This is a genomic window from Vibrio sp. Vb2131 (genome assembly GCF_033338535.1).
Classification (GTDB): Bacteria; Pseudomonadota; Gammaproteobacteria; order Enterobacterales; family Vibrionaceae; genus Vibrio; species Vibrio alginolyticus.
Genome location: NZ_JAWOSW010000002.1, coordinates 16,021 through 35,099 on the forward strand (window position 1 = coordinate 16,021; position 19,079 = coordinate 35,099).

At 40.9% G+C, this 19,079-nt stretch carries 18 protein-coding genes, 2 tRNA genes and 4 pseudogenes; 8 read left to right on the plus strand and 16 right to left on the minus strand.

Features of this window, described 5'->3' with window-relative positions; genetic code table 11:
• The first annotated feature begins 40 nt into the window (after nt 1–40).
• Together istA and istB are read left to right on the plus strand one after the other, a co-directional pair.
• A pseudogene (istA, locus tag R7E38_RS02195) lies at nt 41–1,553 on the plus strand (IS21 family transposase).
• 10 nt (nt 1,554–1,563) lie between these two features.
• Nucleotides 1,564–2,304 (plus strand): annotated as a pseudogene (gene istB / locus R7E38_RS02200) (IS21-like element helper ATPase IstB).
• A 356-nt stretch (nt 2,305–2,660) separates the two neighbouring features.
• Here istB and R7E38_RS02205 read toward each other — a convergent pair.
• From R7E38_RS02205 to R7E38_RS02220, 4 genes are all read right to left on the minus strand, one after another.
• On the minus strand, nt 2,661–3,086 hold the full coding sequence (locus tag R7E38_RS02205; RefSeq protein WP_064353871.1) for a hypothetical protein: 426 nt from the start codon (nt 3,084–3,086) through the stop codon (nt 2,661–2,663).
• Nucleotides 3,087–3,251: 165 nt separating this feature from the next.
• The gene (locus R7E38_RS02210) at nt 3,252–3,545 is read right to left on the minus strand and encodes a hypothetical protein (protein WP_033905187.1); all 294 of its coding nucleotides are present in this window, start codon (nt 3,543–3,545) and stop codon (nt 3,252–3,254) included.
• 184 nt (nt 3,546–3,729) lie between these two features.
• Nucleotides 3,730–3,963, minus strand: coding sequence for a hypothetical protein (locus R7E38_RS02215; protein ID WP_033905186.1), 234 nt, complete (start codon nt 3,961–3,963; stop codon nt 3,730–3,732).
• Between the two features lie 1,000 nt (nt 3,964–4,963).
• Entirely contained in the window at nt 4,964–5,233 is a 270-nt protein-coding gene (locus tag R7E38_RS02220) for a YegP family protein (protein ID WP_225452469.1), read from the minus strand.
• 652 nt (nt 5,234–5,885) lie between these two features.
• Between R7E38_RS02220 and R7E38_RS02225 the strand changes: the two genes are divergently transcribed.
• The 4 genes and pseudogenes from R7E38_RS02225 (at nt 5,886) to R7E38_RS02240 (ending at nt 9,570) form a co-directional block, all read left to right on the plus strand.
• A complete protein-coding gene (locus R7E38_RS02225; RefSeq protein WP_081248153.1) occupies nt 5,886–6,215 on the plus strand; it encodes an AHH domain-containing protein in 330 nt (109 codons plus the stop codon).
• A complete protein-coding gene (locus R7E38_RS02230; RefSeq protein ID WP_064353863.1) occupies nt 6,215–6,784 on the plus strand; it encodes a hypothetical protein in 570 nt (189 codons plus the stop codon). Before R7E38_RS02225 ends, R7E38_RS02230 begins: the two co-directional genes overlap by 1 nt.
• Before the next feature lie 610 nt (nt 6,785–7,394).
• Nucleotides 7,395–7,559 (plus strand): hypothetical protein, encoded by a 165-nt coding sequence (locus R7E38_RS02235; RefSeq protein ID WP_161781338.1) that lies wholly within the window; start codon nt 7,395–7,397, stop codon nt 7,557–7,559.
• A 1,033-nt stretch (nt 7,560–8,592) separates the two neighbouring features.
• Nucleotides 8,593–9,570: pseudogene (locus tag R7E38_RS02240) on the plus strand (DDE-type integrase/transposase/recombinase).
• 174 nt (nt 9,571–9,744) lie between these two features.
• On the opposite strand, the gene R7E38_RS02245 reads toward R7E38_RS02240, so the two are convergent.
• The 6 genes from R7E38_RS02245 to R7E38_RS02270 all read right to left on the minus strand — a co-directional run bounded on the left by R7E38_RS02245 (nt 9,745) and on the right by R7E38_RS02270 (nt 14,150).
• Complete coding sequence (locus tag R7E38_RS02245; RefSeq protein WP_033905182.1) at nt 9,745–10,152, minus strand: hypothetical protein; 408 nt, start codon at nt 10,150–10,152, stop codon at nt 9,745–9,747.
• Nucleotides 10,153–10,708: 556 nt separating this feature from the next.
• Nucleotides 10,709–10,990, minus strand: coding sequence for a hypothetical protein (locus tag R7E38_RS02250; protein ID WP_262663869.1), 282 nt, complete (start codon nt 10,988–10,990; stop codon nt 10,709–10,711).
• Nucleotides 10,990–11,646, minus strand: coding sequence for a hypothetical protein (locus tag R7E38_RS02255; RefSeq protein ID WP_104975270.1), 657 nt, complete (start codon nt 11,644–11,646; stop codon nt 10,990–10,992). The genes R7E38_RS02250 and R7E38_RS02255 overlap by 1 nt, the downstream gene beginning before the upstream one ends.
• A gap of 833 nt (nt 11,647–12,479) precedes the next feature.
• Entirely contained in the window at nt 12,480–12,788 is a 309-nt protein-coding gene (locus R7E38_RS02260; RefSeq protein WP_033905178.1) for a hypothetical protein, read from the minus strand.
• A gap of 151 nt (nt 12,789–12,939) precedes the next feature.
• Nucleotides 12,940–13,383 carry a hypothetical protein gene (locus R7E38_RS02265; protein ID WP_033905177.1) on the minus strand — a complete coding sequence of 148 codons (444 nt, stop codon included), beginning with the start codon at nt 13,381–13,383 and terminating at the stop codon, nt 12,940–12,942.
• 551 nt (nt 13,384–13,934) lie between these two features.
• On the minus strand, nt 13,935–14,150 hold the full coding sequence (locus R7E38_RS02270) for a hypothetical protein (RefSeq protein WP_033905175.1): 216 nt from the start codon (nt 14,148–14,150) through the stop codon (nt 13,935–13,937).
• 172 nt (nt 14,151–14,322) lie between these two features.
• Here R7E38_RS02270 and R7E38_RS02275 point away from each other — a divergent pair.
• Together R7E38_RS02275 and R7E38_RS02280 are read left to right on the plus strand one after the other, a co-directional pair.
• A pseudogene (locus R7E38_RS02275) lies at nt 14,323–14,604 on the plus strand (helix-turn-helix domain-containing protein); the annotation flags it as partial.
• A 51-nt stretch (nt 14,605–14,655) separates the two neighbouring features.
• Nucleotides 14,656–15,468: a tyrosine-type recombinase/integrase gene (locus R7E38_RS02280; protein WP_033905174.1), complete on the plus strand. Its 813-nt coding sequence runs from the start codon at nt 14,656–14,658 to the stop codon at nt 15,466–15,468.
• A gap of 195 nt (nt 15,469–15,663) precedes the next feature.
• On the opposite strand, the gene R7E38_RS02285 is transcribed toward R7E38_RS02280, so the two are convergent.
• From R7E38_RS02285 to R7E38_RS02310, 6 genes are all read right to left on the minus strand, one after another.
• Nucleotides 15,664–15,740 (minus strand) — tRNA-Val (locus tag R7E38_RS02285).
• 33 nt (nt 15,741–15,773) lie between these two features.
• Nucleotides 15,774–15,850: transfer RNA gene (locus R7E38_RS02290), tRNA-Val, on the minus strand.
• Nucleotides 15,851–16,029: 179 nt separating this feature from the next.
• Complete coding sequence (locus R7E38_RS02295; protein ID WP_005377830.1) at nt 16,030–16,368, minus strand: hypothetical protein; 339 nt, start codon at nt 16,366–16,368, stop codon at nt 16,030–16,032.
• A 119-nt stretch (nt 16,369–16,487) separates the two neighbouring features.
• Nucleotides 16,488–17,147 carry a DUF2726 domain-containing protein gene (locus R7E38_RS02300; RefSeq protein ID WP_226082943.1) on the minus strand — a complete coding sequence of 220 codons (660 nt, stop codon included), beginning with the start codon at nt 17,145–17,147 and terminating at the stop codon, nt 16,488–16,490.
• Nucleotides 17,148–17,342: 195 nt separating this feature from the next.
• Nucleotides 17,343–18,011 carry a maleylacetoacetate isomerase gene (gene maiA / locus R7E38_RS02305; protein WP_005377832.1) on the minus strand — a complete coding sequence of 223 codons (669 nt, stop codon included), beginning with the start codon at nt 18,009–18,011 and terminating at the stop codon, nt 17,343–17,345.
• A 21-nt stretch (nt 18,012–18,032) separates the two neighbouring features.
• A complete protein-coding gene (locus tag R7E38_RS02310; RefSeq protein WP_047100685.1) occupies nt 18,033–19,070 on the minus strand; it encodes a fumarylacetoacetate hydrolase family protein in 1,038 nt (345 codons plus the stop codon).
• Between the last annotated feature and the right edge of the window lie 9 nt (nt 19,071–19,079).

A 19,079-nucleotide genomic window follows, 5' to 3' on the forward strand; every position in this document is an offset into this window, starting at 1 on the left:
AAGTAAGTAAGGAAGCGACAATGGCAAAAAGAGGAATCCAATGAACAAAATAAGAGAGGTATTACGCCTTAAGTACGACTGCAGTCTTTCAAATCGCAGCATCGCTTCTTGCCTTAAACTCGGCCCTTCCACCATATCGGAACTCCTTACTCGCTTTAAACAAAGCCAACTTGGTTGGCCTCTACCTGAAAGTTGTAGCGATGCTGATCTCACTCAAGCTCTGTATCACGGCAACAAAGCCAGTCGCGATAAAGTCATGCCAGACTCCATTCAATACGCAGTCGAACTCAGACGTAAAGGTATGACGAAGATGTTGTTGTGGCAGGAACATCATGAGCAATATCAAGAGCAAGCTTACGCTTACACTCAGTTCTGCGAGCACTTCACTCGTTGGTTCAAAACCCAAAAGCGCAGCATGCGTCAGCTCCATGTGGCAGGTGACAAGCTGTTTATCGATTACTGTGGGCTTCGGCTTCAGGTAGTCAATCCTGACACAGGCGAAGTACGAGAAGCAGAAGTGTTCGTGGCGACCTTGGGCGCGTCCAATTACACCTATGTTGAAGCCTTCTCAAGCCAAGGTAAGTCATACAGGTTAGAGGCGCGCCAATGCGTTAGAGCACCTCGGCGGCGTACCACAACACTTGGTTCCCGATAATCTGCGTAGCGCGGTCACCAAAGCTAACCAATATGAGCCAAGGCTTAACGAGAGTTATCAGAAACTGGCGAATCACTATCAAACTGCCGTAATGCCAGCTCGTCCCTTCAAACCAAAAGGCAAAGCGAAGGCCGAGAATGCCGAACTCTTAGTAGAGCGCTGGATCATGGTGCGGCTACGACACAAACCTTCCATACCTTCAAGGAACTGAATCTCGCCATCCGTCAGCTTATGAACGACTTAAACCAACGTGAGATGAAACAGTATGGTGCAAGTCGTAAAGCGTTGTTCGACAAACTCGATAAGCCTCCGTTCCCCCCCCCCAAAAAAAATACAGCGTTACCTGTATACCTAAACCAAACGAGCCAAAGTCGGGCCTGATTATCACATCGAATATCGCCGCCACCACTACTCGTGCCACATCAACTTGTAGGTCACCATGTCGAACTGGAAGCCTACAACCGTCTCGTGCAGATCTACCATCAAGGTAACTTGGTCGCCCAGCATCCACTCAGCCAAAGAGAGCGCGGAAACAGCACCCAACCAGAGCACATGCCGAGTAATCATCAACATCAGAAGTGGTCGCTTGGACGCCTGCTCAACTAAGGGAGCCAATATCGGCCCAGCTATGCGAGAAGCCGTTAATAAGATGCTCAACTCCAAGCCTCATCCAGAGCAGTCGTATCGCTCCTGCCTTGAGCTGCTCAATCTGAACAAAGCGCATGGCGAATCGCGCTTAAAGCAAGCCTGTAACGATGCGCTGATGCTGACAAAACCGAACTACACCTTCATCAGCAATCTACTGAAAAATAATCGAGAAGGGCAACTAAGCAAAGACAAGGCGAGCACGCCGAACCTAGTTCATAGCAATGTCCGTGGCCCGAACTGTTATCACTAGGAGAAAAGACATGAACTCACTTAACGACCAAACCAAAACTCTCCGCCTGAGCCATGCTGTAAAATCGTTAGAGCAGTAACAGGAACAACTAAGCACCTACGCAGAGTTGGACTTCGAGGAAAGAATAAGCCTGCTTCTGGAAAGTGAAATCTTGAATCGTACTCAGACCAAAATCCAACGTCTAAAGCGACAAGCCAAGCTGAGAGTAGATGCGAAGCCAAGCCAACTCATCTACAAAGAAGGACGAAATCTCAATCGTCAACAGATAAGCGAACTTATGACGGGTAGTTATCTTTACAAGCATCAGAACATCTTGATCACAGGCCCAACAGGCGCAGGCAAAACCTATCTTGGCTGCGCACTGGCAACCAGTGCCTTCGACCAACAACAAACCGTCAGGTACTACCGATTAATTCGCTTGCTTGATGCTCTGACCGCAGAACGTCTAGATGGCAGCTATCAAAAACAACTCCAATCGAAGGCTAAGAAAGCCTTACTGATCCTTGACGACTGGGGGATGGAAAAACTGACTCAAGAGCATGCAGGCCATCTTCTGGAAGTATTCGAAGATCATTACCAAAACAGCAGCACAATCGTCATTATTCAGTTACCTGTAAAAGAGTGGTACAACATGATCGGCAACGCAACCGTCGCAGACGCTCTCATGGATCGGCTGGTACATAATAGTCATCGAACAGAACTAGGAGGTGAGTCGATGAGAAAACTGGCGCAATCCGATCACTTAGAGTAAAAATAGGAAGAGAGAAAAACGGCAGGATCAGGTGATCGGAATAAAACGAAACAAGCGATCGCAATCACCGAAATACGCAAAACACTCGCAAATTTAGAATTTTGGCATGAAGGCTTGGAGTCCATTACCTAATGATTTAGCAAAACTAAGAGGAACTAATGCATATAAAACAAAGCGATAAGCTACAGAGAAGGAGCCTTTGACGCAAGGAATTAGAAGCAAAATTCACCCTGCGTATAACGCCGCATTAAGTGGTGAGCAACTCACCGCCTAACCCGAAATATAGTGCCATAAACACCGCACTAAAACTTTGAACTGAAACTGCCGAGCGTTGGGAATCCCTCTTAAATGCTTTGTTAGCTTTCGTACTCTACGACGTCAGCATTTTTTAGTTGATATTTTTGTAACAAAACCAGTGCCCTTTCAGAAACTAAGAGTAGCCCAGTATCTGTCACGCTAAAATCGTCTTTATCTATGGTTCCAGAGACTTGGAACCACGAAAAACGAGGTAACGTACACTCTGGATACAGTTCTTCAAATATGTCAGAAATAGATATTTCAGCCACTTCCAGATTGTATCCTGACAACTGCGATGAGCGTAAGGCCATGGCTAAACGCTCAGAGACTAAAAAGCATGGAAATGAAGTCAATAAATCATCACCTAACCAACCATCAAACTGAAAATGTAGCTTTTCTATTGTCGGTGGATGCAAATCGAAATTTGCCAGCGTATTTTCACCCAAGCTTCCAGGAACTTCTGGTTCGATCAAATATTGGTTCATTTCATTCTCCCAAAGAAAGCTAACGCCCTGTGAAGGTGTGAGCAACGCAATACGAAAGCCGCCGCACACCACTCTAATCCCTAAAACCAACGCATAATGAAAATGCCACGCGTTGCGAATCCCTCTTGAATAGTTTGTTATTGCACTGAGCTAACGGCTACGCTGTCAGCGCCCATTTGATAGCCAAAATTCATACCGTTCTTTTGCCCTTTCAGATACACGCAACACTGTGCCCTCAATCCACTTAGGAGCATGTCTTCGATTCAAAATGGAAATATTTAGCTTATCCCCAGATTCTGATGTGCAATCATCGCAACCTAATCCATATTGATTGCGTAACCATCTTTTACCTTGAAAATAATAAGAGCGACCGTTTCGAGTCAGTTTGACGATATCAATCAAAACAGTACCACTTTCCAACTCAATATATGCTAACAGCTCTCTTTGTTTATGCTTCATTTTTTCCTCTGGGCAATAATGCCTTGCTAAGGGGTGAGCAACGCAATACCGAAGCCGCCGCATACCACCTTAAACACTAAAACCAACGCATAGTGAAAATGCAGCGCGTTGCGAATCCGTCTTAAAGCGTTTGTTAGCATTCAGCACCAAGTTATACTATAAATTTTCTACGTTATATAGGTAGCTAACCTTCTACTGTCTTTTTACCGCACTTTTCACAAACTAGGTGGCGTTCAAACTCATCCATAGAGGCAACAAATGCTCCAAGAGCCCAGCCTTTAATCGCGCCTGCTATAAATTCCTTAAATTTCTGATTTTTGGCACCTTTAAAAGCACTCGGCTTTCTGACCAAGACAACTACGTGATGAGTATCCGTACCGCAATCTGAACAGTAACGAACTTCTGTTTTGTGAGACATTCTTTTTCTCCATGAATGCTAACGCCTTGCTAAAGTGTGAGTAACGCAATAATAAGCTACCGCACAGCGCCTTAATCACCATAAGCCACCGTAAAGTAAAAATGCCACACGTTACGAATCACTCTTAAGCAATTTGTTCGTACATGCGCCACTTCTATTTATACGCTCAAAAATATTGAAAAGTGGCATAATATGAAAGAATTTGAACACTGAAGTGAGACGGGCAGCTACAAAACTTCAACTCGATTAATGGACGAGAGTTGACTAGAAGAAAAATGCACTGAACTGCCCTACTTTCACTGGCTTCAAATTAGAAAAGGATTCATTCATCGCACTTTTATGGCAACACCCGAAAAACGACAAGATTAACTTAGGAAGTACAGCGAAAACGAAGAAGCTCCAAAGAAGTAGGCTAATAGTTAGAAACCGTAAACGATGAAATCGAAGCGAACAATCCATATATAGTGCCACCGGAAAGAACATGAAAGACACAAACTGAAAGGTGTAAAAACGAGCGCCAACACAGATAAATACCAAAACTTATGACCTTCGACGCCAAACCCGCACTAATGCCGCATTAAGGTGTGAGCAACGTCACCACCACACTAACTTATACGCCTTAAATACAAAACCCAACGATGACATAAAAATGCCACGCGTTGGAAATCACTCTTAAATACCTTGTTAGTTTTTTGTTTCTAGAGTGTGCTTATTTTCCAAGTCGTCTAACCTGTTTTTAAGTTTCTCTAACTTTCGAGAATAAATAAAGAAACCGATTTGAGAACATACTACGGCCACATAGAACAGGTTATCTCTATGTTGAGCTGGAGCATCATTCCACAACCATATAGCGAAGACAGTGACAAGCACATAAGAAATAATATTTGAAATCATTGATGAAGCCCCGAAACTAATCGCACACTTCGATTTTCTAACTCTGTATTTACTTTTTTTAATTCAGACTTATTAAACGCAACAGCTCCCAAAATGACAAACATAGCTAAACCACCTCTGCCAAGTTTACCTCTAGCTTTAGATTCCTTGGATAGTTACCAGCTTTTAGGTTGAACATGTATTTGCCAGCCGCTGTTTCTTTCCTTTCATATTTTGAATCGTCAGGCGCCTTCTTTTTCACTGAGTCAATGCCATTCTCACAACTTGGTTTTGTTGTGTAGCTCTCACTAGCTAAGATATTTTGTCCATTTCCTGCTTTTAAACGAAAGCGATATTCTCCCGCTGTATCTTTATAAAGTTCAAATTTTCCAGACATAGACGCCCCACAATATTATTGACAAATCAAACATTAAAGATATATGCATGTCAGATCATACAAAATATAATCAATTTTTCAAAATTTTCAATTATGTTGAATAAGTAATACACACTAGCTTCTGTAGGTGTGTTCTCAAAGAACTTAATGCACTCACAAGTAGCTGCCATCTATAGAGTTATAAACAACCAAGGACATTTTTGAGAGCTAATTACAATATCAACTAATTAGCGTTGAAGCTATCTGTAGTTGTGCATATGATAGACGCACAATCGGAAATGGAGATTATGTTGTGCAACCTAGAGGCAAATCACTTTCTGTACCACTACGTCCCAAAATCCAATGGCACTTGAACTAGCTGTACACCGATATGAGGTTTCAACTATTAAACTTTATAATCAAACTTGGATGAGACAACCCTAAATCTTTCAAAGCTTCTCAAGAAGATTTGAAACACCTCAAAACCTTGAGACGTAGCTTAAATGCACGGTATCATTACAAAATAACTTACAGAATATCAAGAGCGAAGCGCAGTGACTTCGCCAGACGATTTAATGGATGAACCTCATCACCTTACCCGTGTTTTGGCAAGATACCTACCCAGTATCGGTGACACCAAGCAAACTAAACGACATGAAGCCACCATATTATTATGGGAACTGGGCATTTCCGAAAAATGGAAATGATCTTTGTAACACGCAACCTTCATACGCTTGGTCTTGGAATCAATGACCCATCCAATGGTGTTTGGTTACCTAGAAATGTGAAAAACAAAGGATATTGGAGTTCTCCAGATGCTGAAGCATATAAGAAAGTTCATCGCTATGACTATGAAGCATGGGTAGTTACAAATTTAAGCAATAACTCTCTTAAAAAAGATGTGTTCATTAACCGTCTTCGTAATATCAAAATTAAATTAAAAACTTCTACTTACCCCGAAGGTATGATTTCTAGCAAAAACCCGAACTGGAATGATGAATAATGAACGTCTACCAATTGAAAGAGGCGCCGCATGATTACAAGGCTTTGCAATTAGGTCCAACGGAACTCTTCGGTGCCATAGGCAAACAACATCTAATGACCATACACCGCCAGCGCTCTCAGAACACGTCATTACTAGATATTTGGAAAAATGTATCCGCCTCATTCGATGACGTTTTAGGAACTAACGCTGACATCCCTGATGTGTCGCTGTGGTCTATGACATACCTAGTACTGTCCCATCGTGCTTACGAAATATTAAAACCCACCTTAGAAAATGAAGGTGAGTTTCTATTGGTAACTGTCGGAGAGGAACAAGTTTATGTCTTTAACTGCCTCTCCTTTGGCCAAGAAGACGAATCTGTTTGCGTGAAGAAATATCTTGATGGCATCGAAGATGGTTACGAAATACTTTATTTCGAAGAATCGGATATCGAGAAGCGATATCTATTTAAATCACGACTTGAAGGTTGTCAAAGACTGTATGCCACTGAATCTTTTAAACACTTATGTGACCACTATGACTTGCGTGGGCTTCGGTTTGAAGAAGAGCTGCTAAGAGTGTTTTAGCCAACTTAAATTTCAAGTAGCAGCTATGAAATGTATTAAATTATTCAAGAGTAACAATGAGGAAACCGTGATTGGATAAAATAGAATGAACAAACGAGTACATTGCACTAGTTAGCGAACAATTTAAACTGTGGGCTAACTTCCTCAATACAGGTTCGGGGTGTTAACTTTTACTCTGGCAATAACGTATATGGGAACATCTTCACCGTCGGTAAATCGGGTTCTTTCTTTACTCGTTATTTTCTTTGTAAGGATTAATGGCTCCCAGTATTTACCTCATAAAACTTGGCAGTTAAGAGTTAAAGCAAAATCAGACGAGAAGACAAAGTTAATACTACTAGGCCTAGAGCAAAAATACTTTAATTTTATAACAAACTTCACCATGTATCCTATGTTTATGTTTGGTTTGCTATTTCTCATAGCTGTTTCTTTGAGTACATCAATAGCAAAGTATTTTCCTTTGTGGTAAACATACGTCGGCTTTTATAAAATCCCTTAAGAATGACTCAAACGCTTGGCATTTTCAATTAAATAGCGACCTTCGTGGTTAAAGTTAATTATTAAAATTATCACAAAGTAATATTCCATTATAGTCTTAAAAGGGAATTATATGAAGTTAGTTGACAGCGCGGGAGCTACTGCTTTAATTACTGAATGTTTATACTGTGCTAGCACAGAATTTAAACATGGATATTTTAGAACCTTAGGTCTTGATGGCGATTTATTAGAGCGAAGCTTCCAAGAAATTATTTATGAGGTTTTATATAAGTCTTAAATAATATTGTAGATTTTTAGCTTCTTTCGTTTGGATGTGTGTTTGTATATTCATTTTTTAGAATATCAATCAGTACAAATATACGTAAAATTTTTAGCCAGAAAAGTAGCAGGTCAAAAGCACTTTAGGTTAAATACTAAAAATCCAACGAAAATAGAAGATAAATATCTATCATATTTAAAGGTATCTTGAGGATTGCTTTTAGCAAAATTCATTTTTATTGTCATATATCCAATCATGAAAAACAAGGCGTCACTAGAGAAAATGATGTGATAGCAGTTATAAAAAGCAATGGAAATGACAAAGTCACATTCCGGACTAAAGAGTATGAGACTAGTATGATATTTTTATACTGTGGTTCTCGAAATTGTGCAGGGTATGATCCAGAAGGGAGTCAAATTATCTATGTACCCCAAACACAAATGACGACGAAAAACCCAAGAATATACCAAAGATGTTGATTATTCTATCTACAACTAGCTTTCTGATTACTACTCAATCCGATGAAGAACTAGTAGTGGTTACGGACTGGCTTCAGCGTAATTCACGTCGCCGAAAAATGACGAGCACCCTCTAAAATATCAACAATTGGAAGATATACGAATTAATTATGTGTTTGAGCCAGGAGATTGCAAGGGCAAAAAAGATGACGATAAACAGTATATTAAGAAACTCCGCAAGAAACTGAAGTTAACACATGAGAATGGGGTTGATTCATTTAATTACTTATAGTGTCGACCGAGACAAAATAAATCATTTTATGTCAATGCGTACTAAAGTGATGCGTGAGTTAGCTAAGAATTTAATTTATCGGTCAGCCATAGGGGAGGATTTTCAACCTCAAATACAAGATATTACGAAGTGACTAGAGTTAACTTTCAAAGCTTGGCCCTATCATGTTTTAAAGGATGTCTCTAATTTAAACCTCTACAACCAAGACGCTATCCGTACACAAACCAGCCCCTTCAGATTTTAGAGTCTTTATCCTAAACTGTGTGATTCATAGACATTCTTTCAACTATGCTGGGTGTCTATGGACAGAGAAATCCAACAAAGACTACGGTGGGTAAAAATGTATGAGGAATGTGGTTATGCAGGCCTGGTATGTCGACGCTGTAGTATTTCCAGACCAACATTACATAAGTGGGCTAGGCGATAGAAGCAGTATGGAATCGCTGGTCTGGAAAGCCAGAGCAGACGCCCTCATTCATCTCCAGTTGCCAAGCTCTATGATGAGCTAAGAGCATTGATCGTTACGATGCGTGAGAAAGGCAATTTAGGGGCGCGGCGTATACAAACGAAAGTAATCCGACTTCACCAAATACATCTAAGCACAGCGACACTCCATAAAGTTTTATACGAAGCACCAGTCAAACTCATCGTAACTTACCGACGAAAAAAAGATTTCCAAAGATATGAGCGCCCAATTCCTGGTGATAGAGTCCACATGAACACCTGTAAAATAGCGCCTGGAATTTACCATTATACAGCTATTGATGACTGCTCTCGCTATCGGGTTCTAAGGTGCTGCTCTCGGCGCACAGCAGCAAATACAGTTGACTTTATCGATTGTGTCGTGGAAGAGATACCATTTCCTATCCAGCGTATTCAGACGGACAGAGAGCGTGAATTCTTTGCTGAGAAAGTCCAGAAACAACTCATGATTTATGGGATCAAGTTTCGCCCAAATAACCCTGGTTCACCTCACTTGAATGGTAAAATGGAACTCTCGCAGAAAACAGATAAAAGTGAGTTCTATCCGACCATAGATGTCTATGTGGGGTTGGAAGAACTGGACCTGCTGCTAGCTGAATGGCAACACTACTACACCTAGGAACGGCCCCACAGCTCGTTAAATGGGCTAACCTCGGATAGACAGGATTACTAAGATTCTGATCAAACCCTTTTGTCTGAAGAGGTATCTCAGAACTACGAGATCAAGAAAGAGAGGTATCAAGAGCAGAATTACAAGCTCGATCTTCAGCTAAGAAAAGTGAAACCATCTCTATGAATCACACATTTAAGCTTAGAAACATGATTTTGATTGCTAGCTTTTTCTGGCGACTAACGCCCTGTTAAGGGGTGAGCAACGCAATACTGATGCCACCTTAAACACCGAAACCAACACACAGTGAAAATGCCACGCGTTGGGAATCACTCTTAAATGCTTTGTTATGTATAGCGGCTAGAGAGACCAATTGTAGCTTTTGAAAAACACATCATCTATAGGAAGAACCGGGCACAACAATGCCCCTTCAAGCGGCTTACTGACCGCGATTACTTTTGAAACCTCATCAATCATTACACCAACAGATTCAAGAGAACAGTTCTGTTCGACACTCACCCCCCATTTTTCAGCTTGATTAGAAGATATAGGTTGGCCTAGAAGAATGGCTACTTTGTTACCTTTTACACTGAGTGTCTGTAAATCACCTTGAGCATTAACTGCCCAATTACATTGAGAAGTTAGTTTTGTTTCAAAAATGGTAGACTCTTCAAACAAAGTACAAGATGATCCATTGTTAACTGACAGATTAAATGCTAAGGAAGAAAAACTAACAAACGATAAAAGTAGCGTAGTTGTTTGTTTCACTGTTTTATCTCCCAAAACCAAACTTCATCACCAAGATTAATCCAATCAGGGGCGCCTCCCTTCATATGCTCGCCATCCCAAACGTCAATGTGATCGGTACTACCCCACCCATTCCTGATAAAGATAATCCCTCTCCGACCCATTAATGATTTTCTCTTTGCTCTTTAATAAGCTCTTTATTTCCAAATATATTAGGGTTAACAGAGATCCAATTTGCTAACTCTTGGGCTGCTAAAATGTGTCTAGGACTATGTTTAAAGCCAGGGTAGCAGCGCCTATTAGGATATTTTTGGTCAAAACTTGAAGTGTCGATACCTGTTTCCTCCAGAGCAACCCGTACGAATAGCACACTGATTAGGAAAATGAGCCCTATCACAAGGAGATTTTGGGTATGGATGGTTTTTCCACAACTTGACAAATTGAATTACTGACACTGTACGTACCTCACTGAAACAAAAAGCACTCTAACACACTCAAAAATAGCAGTTACTCTAAGTGTCGCACTTCAAACTTGATACTAAGAACTCGAAGCAAACATCAAAGGGTAGATAGTAGTTCATAGGCCCTTTAAGAGTGCACGAATTATTCGATCGCGAAATATACGTAAGATAAACCATGTTATCGCTATCGTCGCTGATACCACAGCCAAACGGTCTACAGCCATCACGATGTAGAATAAGCAGCCGACAATAACACCAATCAACATCGCTACGTTGAATGGAAAAGCGTTGAATTTAACTATACCGGATGAGCCCTCTCTTAGCTCTGTCTTTAGTCCTTGCAAGTAAAAGAAGAGTAAAGTGCACCCACCGAAAAGACCCAATATTGCTATAATCATTATAACTCCGAAGGATTGATTAGACCTCTGAGGATCAGCTCTTTTCTGGCATCTTTCATGCCTTTGGTTTGCATTGCATTAAAACCAATAATCATTATCACAAAAGCGCCAAGCATTCGCCCTGACTCACCTACAAGTTGCTTTCTTAATCCCAATTTTTTCGCTGTCTCTAACACCTTATTCGAACTAACGATACTCGTTAGACCTTTGGTCACTGTTGTTTTCATTCCTTCATTAAAAACAGAATATACGCCAGCGGGTAACACTCCGACTGAAATCGTTGGAACATCAAAGCCAGGGCTACTGAGTAAGTCAGAGATTTTCTTGTTTGAATTATAATAACTTTTTAACTCAGAATCACTTAGTGACCAGCAGAACCAGTATGGATTTGCGCCGATTTGGCCTATCATTCCATAGAGTTTAGACTTCAAGCGATTGTTTTTTAAATTCAACACACTACTCGTTACTTTTCTTTGGTCGGGCTTCGATAAATGTCTGTACAACACAATACCAGATAAAAGGCTTAACGATTGATTTTCACGATGTAAATCATTTTTATATGGTTCTAGACCCATGAGAACAATGAAAAACTTTAACGGATCTTGATTGTGTTGCCGATGGGTGTATCTGGAAGATGTGACGCTTAAAGAGTCCATGCCTAAAAGTCCTTAGGTAATTTCAATACACAAATCATTACATAATATTAAGTAGGCGTTTCGTTTGTAAAATGTCATTTACTTCTAATGTATTGATATATAGAACTATATTAAAAGTGAGATCTGGTAGGGGTATCCACTTTTAGGTTACAAAAGCTGATGCAAACTTGTAAAGTTGCATCGTTGATTGTAACTTGGTGAAACTTATTTTGAGGCAAAGGTGAGTCTGCCGTGGTCGACATCTGACACGCCTTTGCACAGTTCAGAGTTGCGTTTTTCTAATTTAGTAGAGCATGAATTAACTGATGTATGGCAACTCGCTTATTTGAGCGCCCAGTATCATTGGAATAGAGCACACCGAATACAAACCCATATTGCTCAGTGCTTAATCATTAATAAATTCAATAACTTTACAAGATGATGAAGCATAAAAGGCTAGAGGGTAGCTCCTTCATCAAGAAACCGAATATACGGACGCAACAACTAAAGAGTTGCTTTGAGTTGGAAAGCAACGGGTAAGGGTTTCTTACTTATTGCCAGCAGGAAATGAGGCAAATTAACGAATTTGAACTCCACTTTAAAAAACTTGGGCGCTATCTTAAATCCTGAGATTAATTCCATAAACTTGAATTACTCCTCTTGAGCACATTTTGATCTTAGAGGCTATTCGGTGAAGATCCGAAACAAAAACAAGCACAAACAGTGATTTAAATCACAATTAGGAGTTATTTTCGCAGTTCCTCTCAATGTTTCCCTAGAGGGTAACACCAAGATAATATTACATATAAAACAATGCCTTGTAATGAAATCGAGAATCCATCTTGAACAGTTTGTTAGCTGAAAGTTTCACCGAGTGCATCTATCCATTGCTCTGGCTTCGCTACAATAAACTCGTAACACGTGTTGTTGGCTAGCTTTATGCGAAATGCATTCGTGTTGGTTGGAGTTACACCACCACCTTTGCCCAAGTACTTAGCTACGGCAGCAATGCCTTGGCGCTTTAATTGATATGGACCAAAACCCAACTTTTCGTTGTACGGAATAAAAATTAAATCCGGCTTCGTTAGTTCTAATTTCCCATCTGCTTTAGTCGCACCGAATTGAGTTGTAGCTGTTGAAGACTTAATTACTTTATCAGACATAACGTACCCTCTTCCTTGATTTACTTTTGTCTGCTAACGCCCAATTAAGGGGGTGAGTAACGCAAAACCGATGCACCGCAAAGCACCTTAATCACTCAAATTAACGCATAGTAAAAATGCCAAGCGTTGGAAATCACTCTTAAACAGTTTGTTAGCTATCTATCAAATTGATACAGTTTTGAATGATGATTGCACTATCAGCTTTACTTTGAGTTTGCATCGCGCATTGTGCCATAGAGCTATAGCCACTACTCTTACGTACTTCATGATTCAAATTATCTAGCGCAAGACGAAGAGTTGAAAGATTAAACACTCCGTTATTAACCAAATATTTTACTGTCTCAGGATAAAAACTGGCCATTTCTAAAAATTCAGCTTGCTCATTCACATCATTAAATATATTTTCCCGTTTTAGACACTTTTTGGATAATTTCATGGACAAGATACTGCGCTCTTGTTCGTTGAAAACTTTTCTTTGCATCAAAATAAGAGTCATCGCCAATGCTGCGTCAACATCGTAATGATCGTTTTGGCCGCCAACCATTTTTAAGCACTCTTCAAAGCTTTGAATCAAGTCAGGTAAGATTCCATTCATGTTATTCCTCCAATTTACATTAGGCAATATCTGGCATTACAGCTAACACCCTGTTAAGGTGTGAGCAACGCAATGCCGAAGCTGACGCATACCACCTTAATAACTTAAATCGACGCATAGTAAAAATGCCACGTGTGCAAAATCCCTCTTAAACGCTTTGTTAGCGCGCTATTAAGTTAAACAAGAAATTCTTTGGGGTCCGTTGACTTCCAGTCCTTTTTTCCTCATTACTGTAATAACTATATTCACGTTGATGCTCATCACCATCAACGTGAATCTTATTAACAGCGCAAGGCATATTTATATGCGAAACCGTACACCTAATATTAAAAGTATCATTGTAACTCAACTTCTTAAGCACCTCTACATGTAATACTGTTAACCTGTTAAATATAGAGTTAAGCTCAGTAATAATTATCAATAGATTATTACGTATGCCATTCATTCTATCTTTAACAAAGTGCTTAGATGACTTAAATGACATTTATGGCAACGTAAAATCTTATTCACTGAACGTTCGAGAGCAGCTATTTGAGATCGTGAAATCATGTTTACCCCTCCATAAAGCTACGATAAAGCTCTTCAAGCTTCGAGTTCAATTCAGAGTCACTTTTCGCAGAAATTGAGCCAATTAACTCTGATTCACTTATATTTCCTAGTCTCACATCAAAGCTTTTATTATCAAAACTATCAACGAAAATACACATTTCACTCCCCTCATAAAAGAATGAAGCAGAGTTATCATTAACAGACATATCAAATTTCATCTTTTCCTCTTAATAATGTTTATAAATATCATGTCGACTTAGTGCGTTGCGAATCACTCTGAAGTAACTTGTTATACCGCTTGGATTCAAGTACGAAGTGCGACACCCCTGAAATTTAAAACTGTGAGATGTGCTATTCATAAGTTTTACTCCCGCCAAGAAGTGAAAAACCATGAATTACACACACCTCACTGAGAATGAAAGGTATATGATGTCCGCACTTAGAAAGCAAGGCATTAGTGTCGTCAACATCGCTAAAGAGCTAGGGCGTCACAAGAGCACTATCTACCGAGACTTTAAACGTAACTCTCGATATAATGCCTATCGCCCCAACCCTTCCTATCAGCCAGCTAGAGCGCAACAAAGAGCTAGAAACAGGTTAAGCCGATCACGGCGTAACAAGCGGTATACCAAGCACGATTTCAAAATTATTGACGCACTTATAATGCTCGACTTAATGAGTTTGTAGGAGACAAGCTTTCCAAGTCAATTAACTTAGGAAACCATGAACGACTTTCTAAATACATATTATGGCGATAAATCCAAAGAGGTTTATAACAAGAAACTTTCTCGATTAAAGAAGAGCTTTAGCTATCTAGCAGATGAATCCGCAATTAGTGAAAACTTTATGTTTAACAAAAAACCAAAATGGCTAAATGTTTCTGATAATAAGAAAGAACGCTTGGGTTTAGATATAGAAGCATTCAAAGCAATTGAAAAAGAGGCCCCTCTATTTTTAAAAGTAGCGATGGGGTTATCGATTCAATCGACTCACGCAGTAGCTGAACTACATAGAATAAAATACCGTATACCAAAACCGGATACATGTGGAATTGTCTGGTTTGATACTCCAAAACCAGAGAACGGAGAAATTGTATTTGGTACCTTGTACATACATCGAGCAAAGGTTAAGAATGCTAAAACGTCTTATGTTGCTATTCCGGTGACAAGCGCTATCAAAGAAGTTGTAGAGCTATCTAAAACAGATAAGCTACATTGCCCTTACGTAGTGCATCGTAGACCTGCAAGAAACAATAATATCGCTAAGCAGTGTGACCACCGTTACCAAGTGACCAGTCGCATGATCAGCGAAACATTTTCCAAAGTACGCGACGAACTCGGTTTGTACTCTAACGTAGAAAAAGCTAAGCGCCCTACTTTCCATGAAATCCGAAGGCTATCGGCAAAACTCATCGATGAAATGGGTGTAAACCCTCGCCAACGCATGGCACATGCCAGTGATAGAACCACTCAGATTTACACTGATAGTCACGACGTAGAATGGCATGAAGTACCAGCCATAAGCGTCGCAATATAGCCCATTTCAAGCGCTGTACAAACTACTGTATTTTACCACCTTTTTACCACCCTTTTACCACCCCCTCGAACTTTACTCAGTACTAACGCAGAGTAATAACAAGGGGATAAAAAGGAAAAAAGAAGGAATTCCACTTGAATATCAATAAGTTATAGACACAAAAAAGCCCACCAAAAGGTGGGCTTTTTTAAAATTTGGTGGGTCCGGGCGAACTCGAATCGCCGACCCCTACCATGTCAAGGTAGTACTCTAACCAACTGAGCTACGGACCCAAATTTTTATGTTCCTAACCATTCAATTCAGAATGGTGCGTCCGAGTGGACTCGAACCACCGACCCCCGCCATGTCAAGGCGATACTCTAACCAGCTGAGCTACGGACGCATTTCTCTGGAACGAGGAGGATATTAGCTATAAGCGAACGGTGGTGCAAGCACAAATTTACCAACTTTGAACCGTTTGGCGAAAATGTAAACTCAACACGCGTTTTCAGATGATTTTATCAGCAAAGCTGAATCCTTCATGGATTAAAAGTGTGATCTATATAACTTTTATTATCTCACTTAATTGTCGTAAGGCACTTCACTGAGCATCCAAATCTGTAAGGTTTGCGATACCTTAGGGCAAGTGCCGAACAAAATCTGATATTTAGGTTTAAATGGTTCGCCGATATAGGTTGTACGGATCAACTCTCCTGTTTTGACGTCCACTTGAGTGCTCACCCTGCCTTTGAAGTTTTGAAATATGACAAACTGCTCACTGTGGTAAACCATTTGCTCTCGGTAAAACAAGAAATGATCTTGGGGTGTCTCTGTCAATTCACACTCCAGTGGTTTCAAATTAGGTATCGCACTAACATTAGATGCGATGAACAATGCTGACAAAATCCATCCGTATCGCATATGGCTGCCCTATTCTGCACTCTTTTTCAAAGTATAGGCCCTGCCTTGATGACTGATACAAAAAAGGCTTTGATCATCTCTAATCAAAGCCCCTTATTTCTGCAGGTTAATTATCGTGTTTAGTCGTCCGCCTCAAACACAACGTTATAATTTTCGGTGTATGTACAATTCGGCTGACGGCTACAAGTAAAGAAACGTCTCCCTTTGAACTCACCTTGGCTTGCGGTTTTAATGATCATCGGACTGCCGCATTTTTTACAAAAACGCACTTCTTTATCGGGCTCAATCAAATCAATGTGTGCCGCAAGCAAACGACGTAATCGCCCAACTTGATAACTGTGCTTTACCGAGGCGCCAATTAAAGGCAGGTTGGCCGTCTTACAAACATGAATCAATAACTTTTGTCTTTCTATCTTACCCTTGTTTAGCTCCTGCCCATTATCCAATTCAACGATAACGCGCGGCTCTAGTGTCCTTGGGTCACAAATAACGTAATCAAAATAGCTTCGAGATATACGATTGTTCGCGACAAAAAACTGCTTCTTATTTTTGATTTCTTTTGGCGTAACCAAACTGGACATGTTTACTTTCGCGAATACTACGGCATGCTCCCCTACCGCCGCTCTTAACGCATTATAGAACGCACCCTCTTGACCTCTGAGCAGAGTGCCTTTCGAGCGATAAGGATAATCACGCGTGTCATCGTGCTTAATCACGTACTTTTGAATAACAAAGAAGAATAAAACCAGAAGAACAACAATGATAAAAATGTTGGTCATAAATAAAGTGCATCCAAAACAACTCGTTGCTCAAAGCGTAAATGGAAATGTTATGCAGAGCAACAAAACCTCGCAATTTTGAGGCGCCACGACGATAGCGAGAAACAGAAAATTTTGCTCACCAATAAAAACGAGCCAATCACACACTTGGATTGGCTCGTTTAAATTTTGTTAATACATTATGTATGCTAAGAATCAACTATTAGCGTCTGGCTGATTCTCTGGCATCGCATCAATAAAAGCTGGCAGTTGATTGCATGACTGCACAACAGCGTTAATGGTTGGATAAAGAGAAGTATCTACACCAAAGCGTTGTGCGTTATAAAATTGTGGTACCAGACAAATATCGACAATAGATGGCGAGCTTGTCAGGCTAAACTTGCAATCACCATTTAGTTTACGATGCTTCTGAAGTTTCTCTTCTAATGCTGTAAAACCTTTGTGGATCCAGTGATGAATCCAAGCGACTTTGCGCTCTGGTTCGCAAGCTAGCTCCCCCTCTAAATACTGTAGAACTCTTAAGTTATTCAGGGGATGAATCTCCATTGCAATATCCTGAGCCAAAGCTAGCGCTTGGTATCGAAGCGGCGTTTGCTCGGGGATCACAGTGACATCCGGGTAGTGTTCTTCTAAGTATTGAATGATCGCCAGTGACTGGGTTAACTGAACCTCCCCATCCACCAGCAAAGGAACCAGTTCAGAAGCGTTTAACTCATGGTACTCATCACTGTGTTGTTCGCCACCATTGCGCACCAAGTGTACCGATTTTGAATCATACGATAACTCTTTAAGATTCAAGCAAATACGCACACGATATGCCGCCGATGATCGCCAGTATCCGTATAAAATCATGCTATCGCTCATATCGTCTCCCAACCAGCATTGTTAGTGCTTGAGATATTGGCTAACTTGTTGGTCAATCGAGCCGAATATGTTGTTGCCATCCGCATCGAACATTTCCAATCTGATTGAATCTCCAAACGACATAAAGTTAGTCGACGGCTTACCATCACGAATGGTTTCAATCATGCGAACTTCCGCGATACATGAATAACCAACACCACCCTCCTCAATCGAAGTGCCATGTTCGGTGCCTTGCTTATTAGATACCGTGCCAGAACCTATAATTGCCCCAGCAGATAGCGGGCGCGTTTTAGTCGCATGAACAATTAAGTCTGCGAAATCAAACGTCATATCGATACCCGCATTTGGGCGACCAAACGGCTTGTGGTTGTAGGTCGAGAGCAATGGTAAATGCACTTTGTTTTCGTACCACGCTTCGCCGAGTTCGTCAGGTGTTACTGCCACAGGAGAAAACGCAGAAGAAGGTTTAGATTGGAAAAAACCAAACCCTTTAGCTAACTCTGCCGGAATTAGGCCACGGAGTGAGACATCATTCACCAGCATGATCAAACGAATCGACTCCTGAGCCTCTGCAACACTCGCGCCCATTGGTACGTCACCAGTTACCACAGCAACTTCACCTTCGAAATCAATACCCCATTCATCACTCGCAAACTCGATGTTGTCACAAGGTCCAATAAAGGCATCAGAGCCTCCTTGGTACATCAACGGGTCCGTCCAAAAACTCTCTGGCATTTCAGCGCCGCGAGCTTTTCGAACCAACTCAACGTGGTTTACGTAAGCACTGCCATCAGCCCACTGATAAGCGCGAGGAAGCGGCGACTCACAGTAGTGCGCTTCAAACTCTTCATACCCTGCAACCGTGCCATTGTTCAGTGCAACGTATAGCTCTTCCAGTTGCGGTGCTAGCGTATCCCAGTTATCAAGCGCCACCTGCATCGTCGGTGCTAAGTTCATAGGGTGGAAAATTTCTGTCGCAGGTACGCAGCGCGTTAAGTCTTTGCTCACGACCATCAACAAACCGTCACGAGTGCCATTTTTCTTGGTTGCTAATTTCATCCTTGCCTC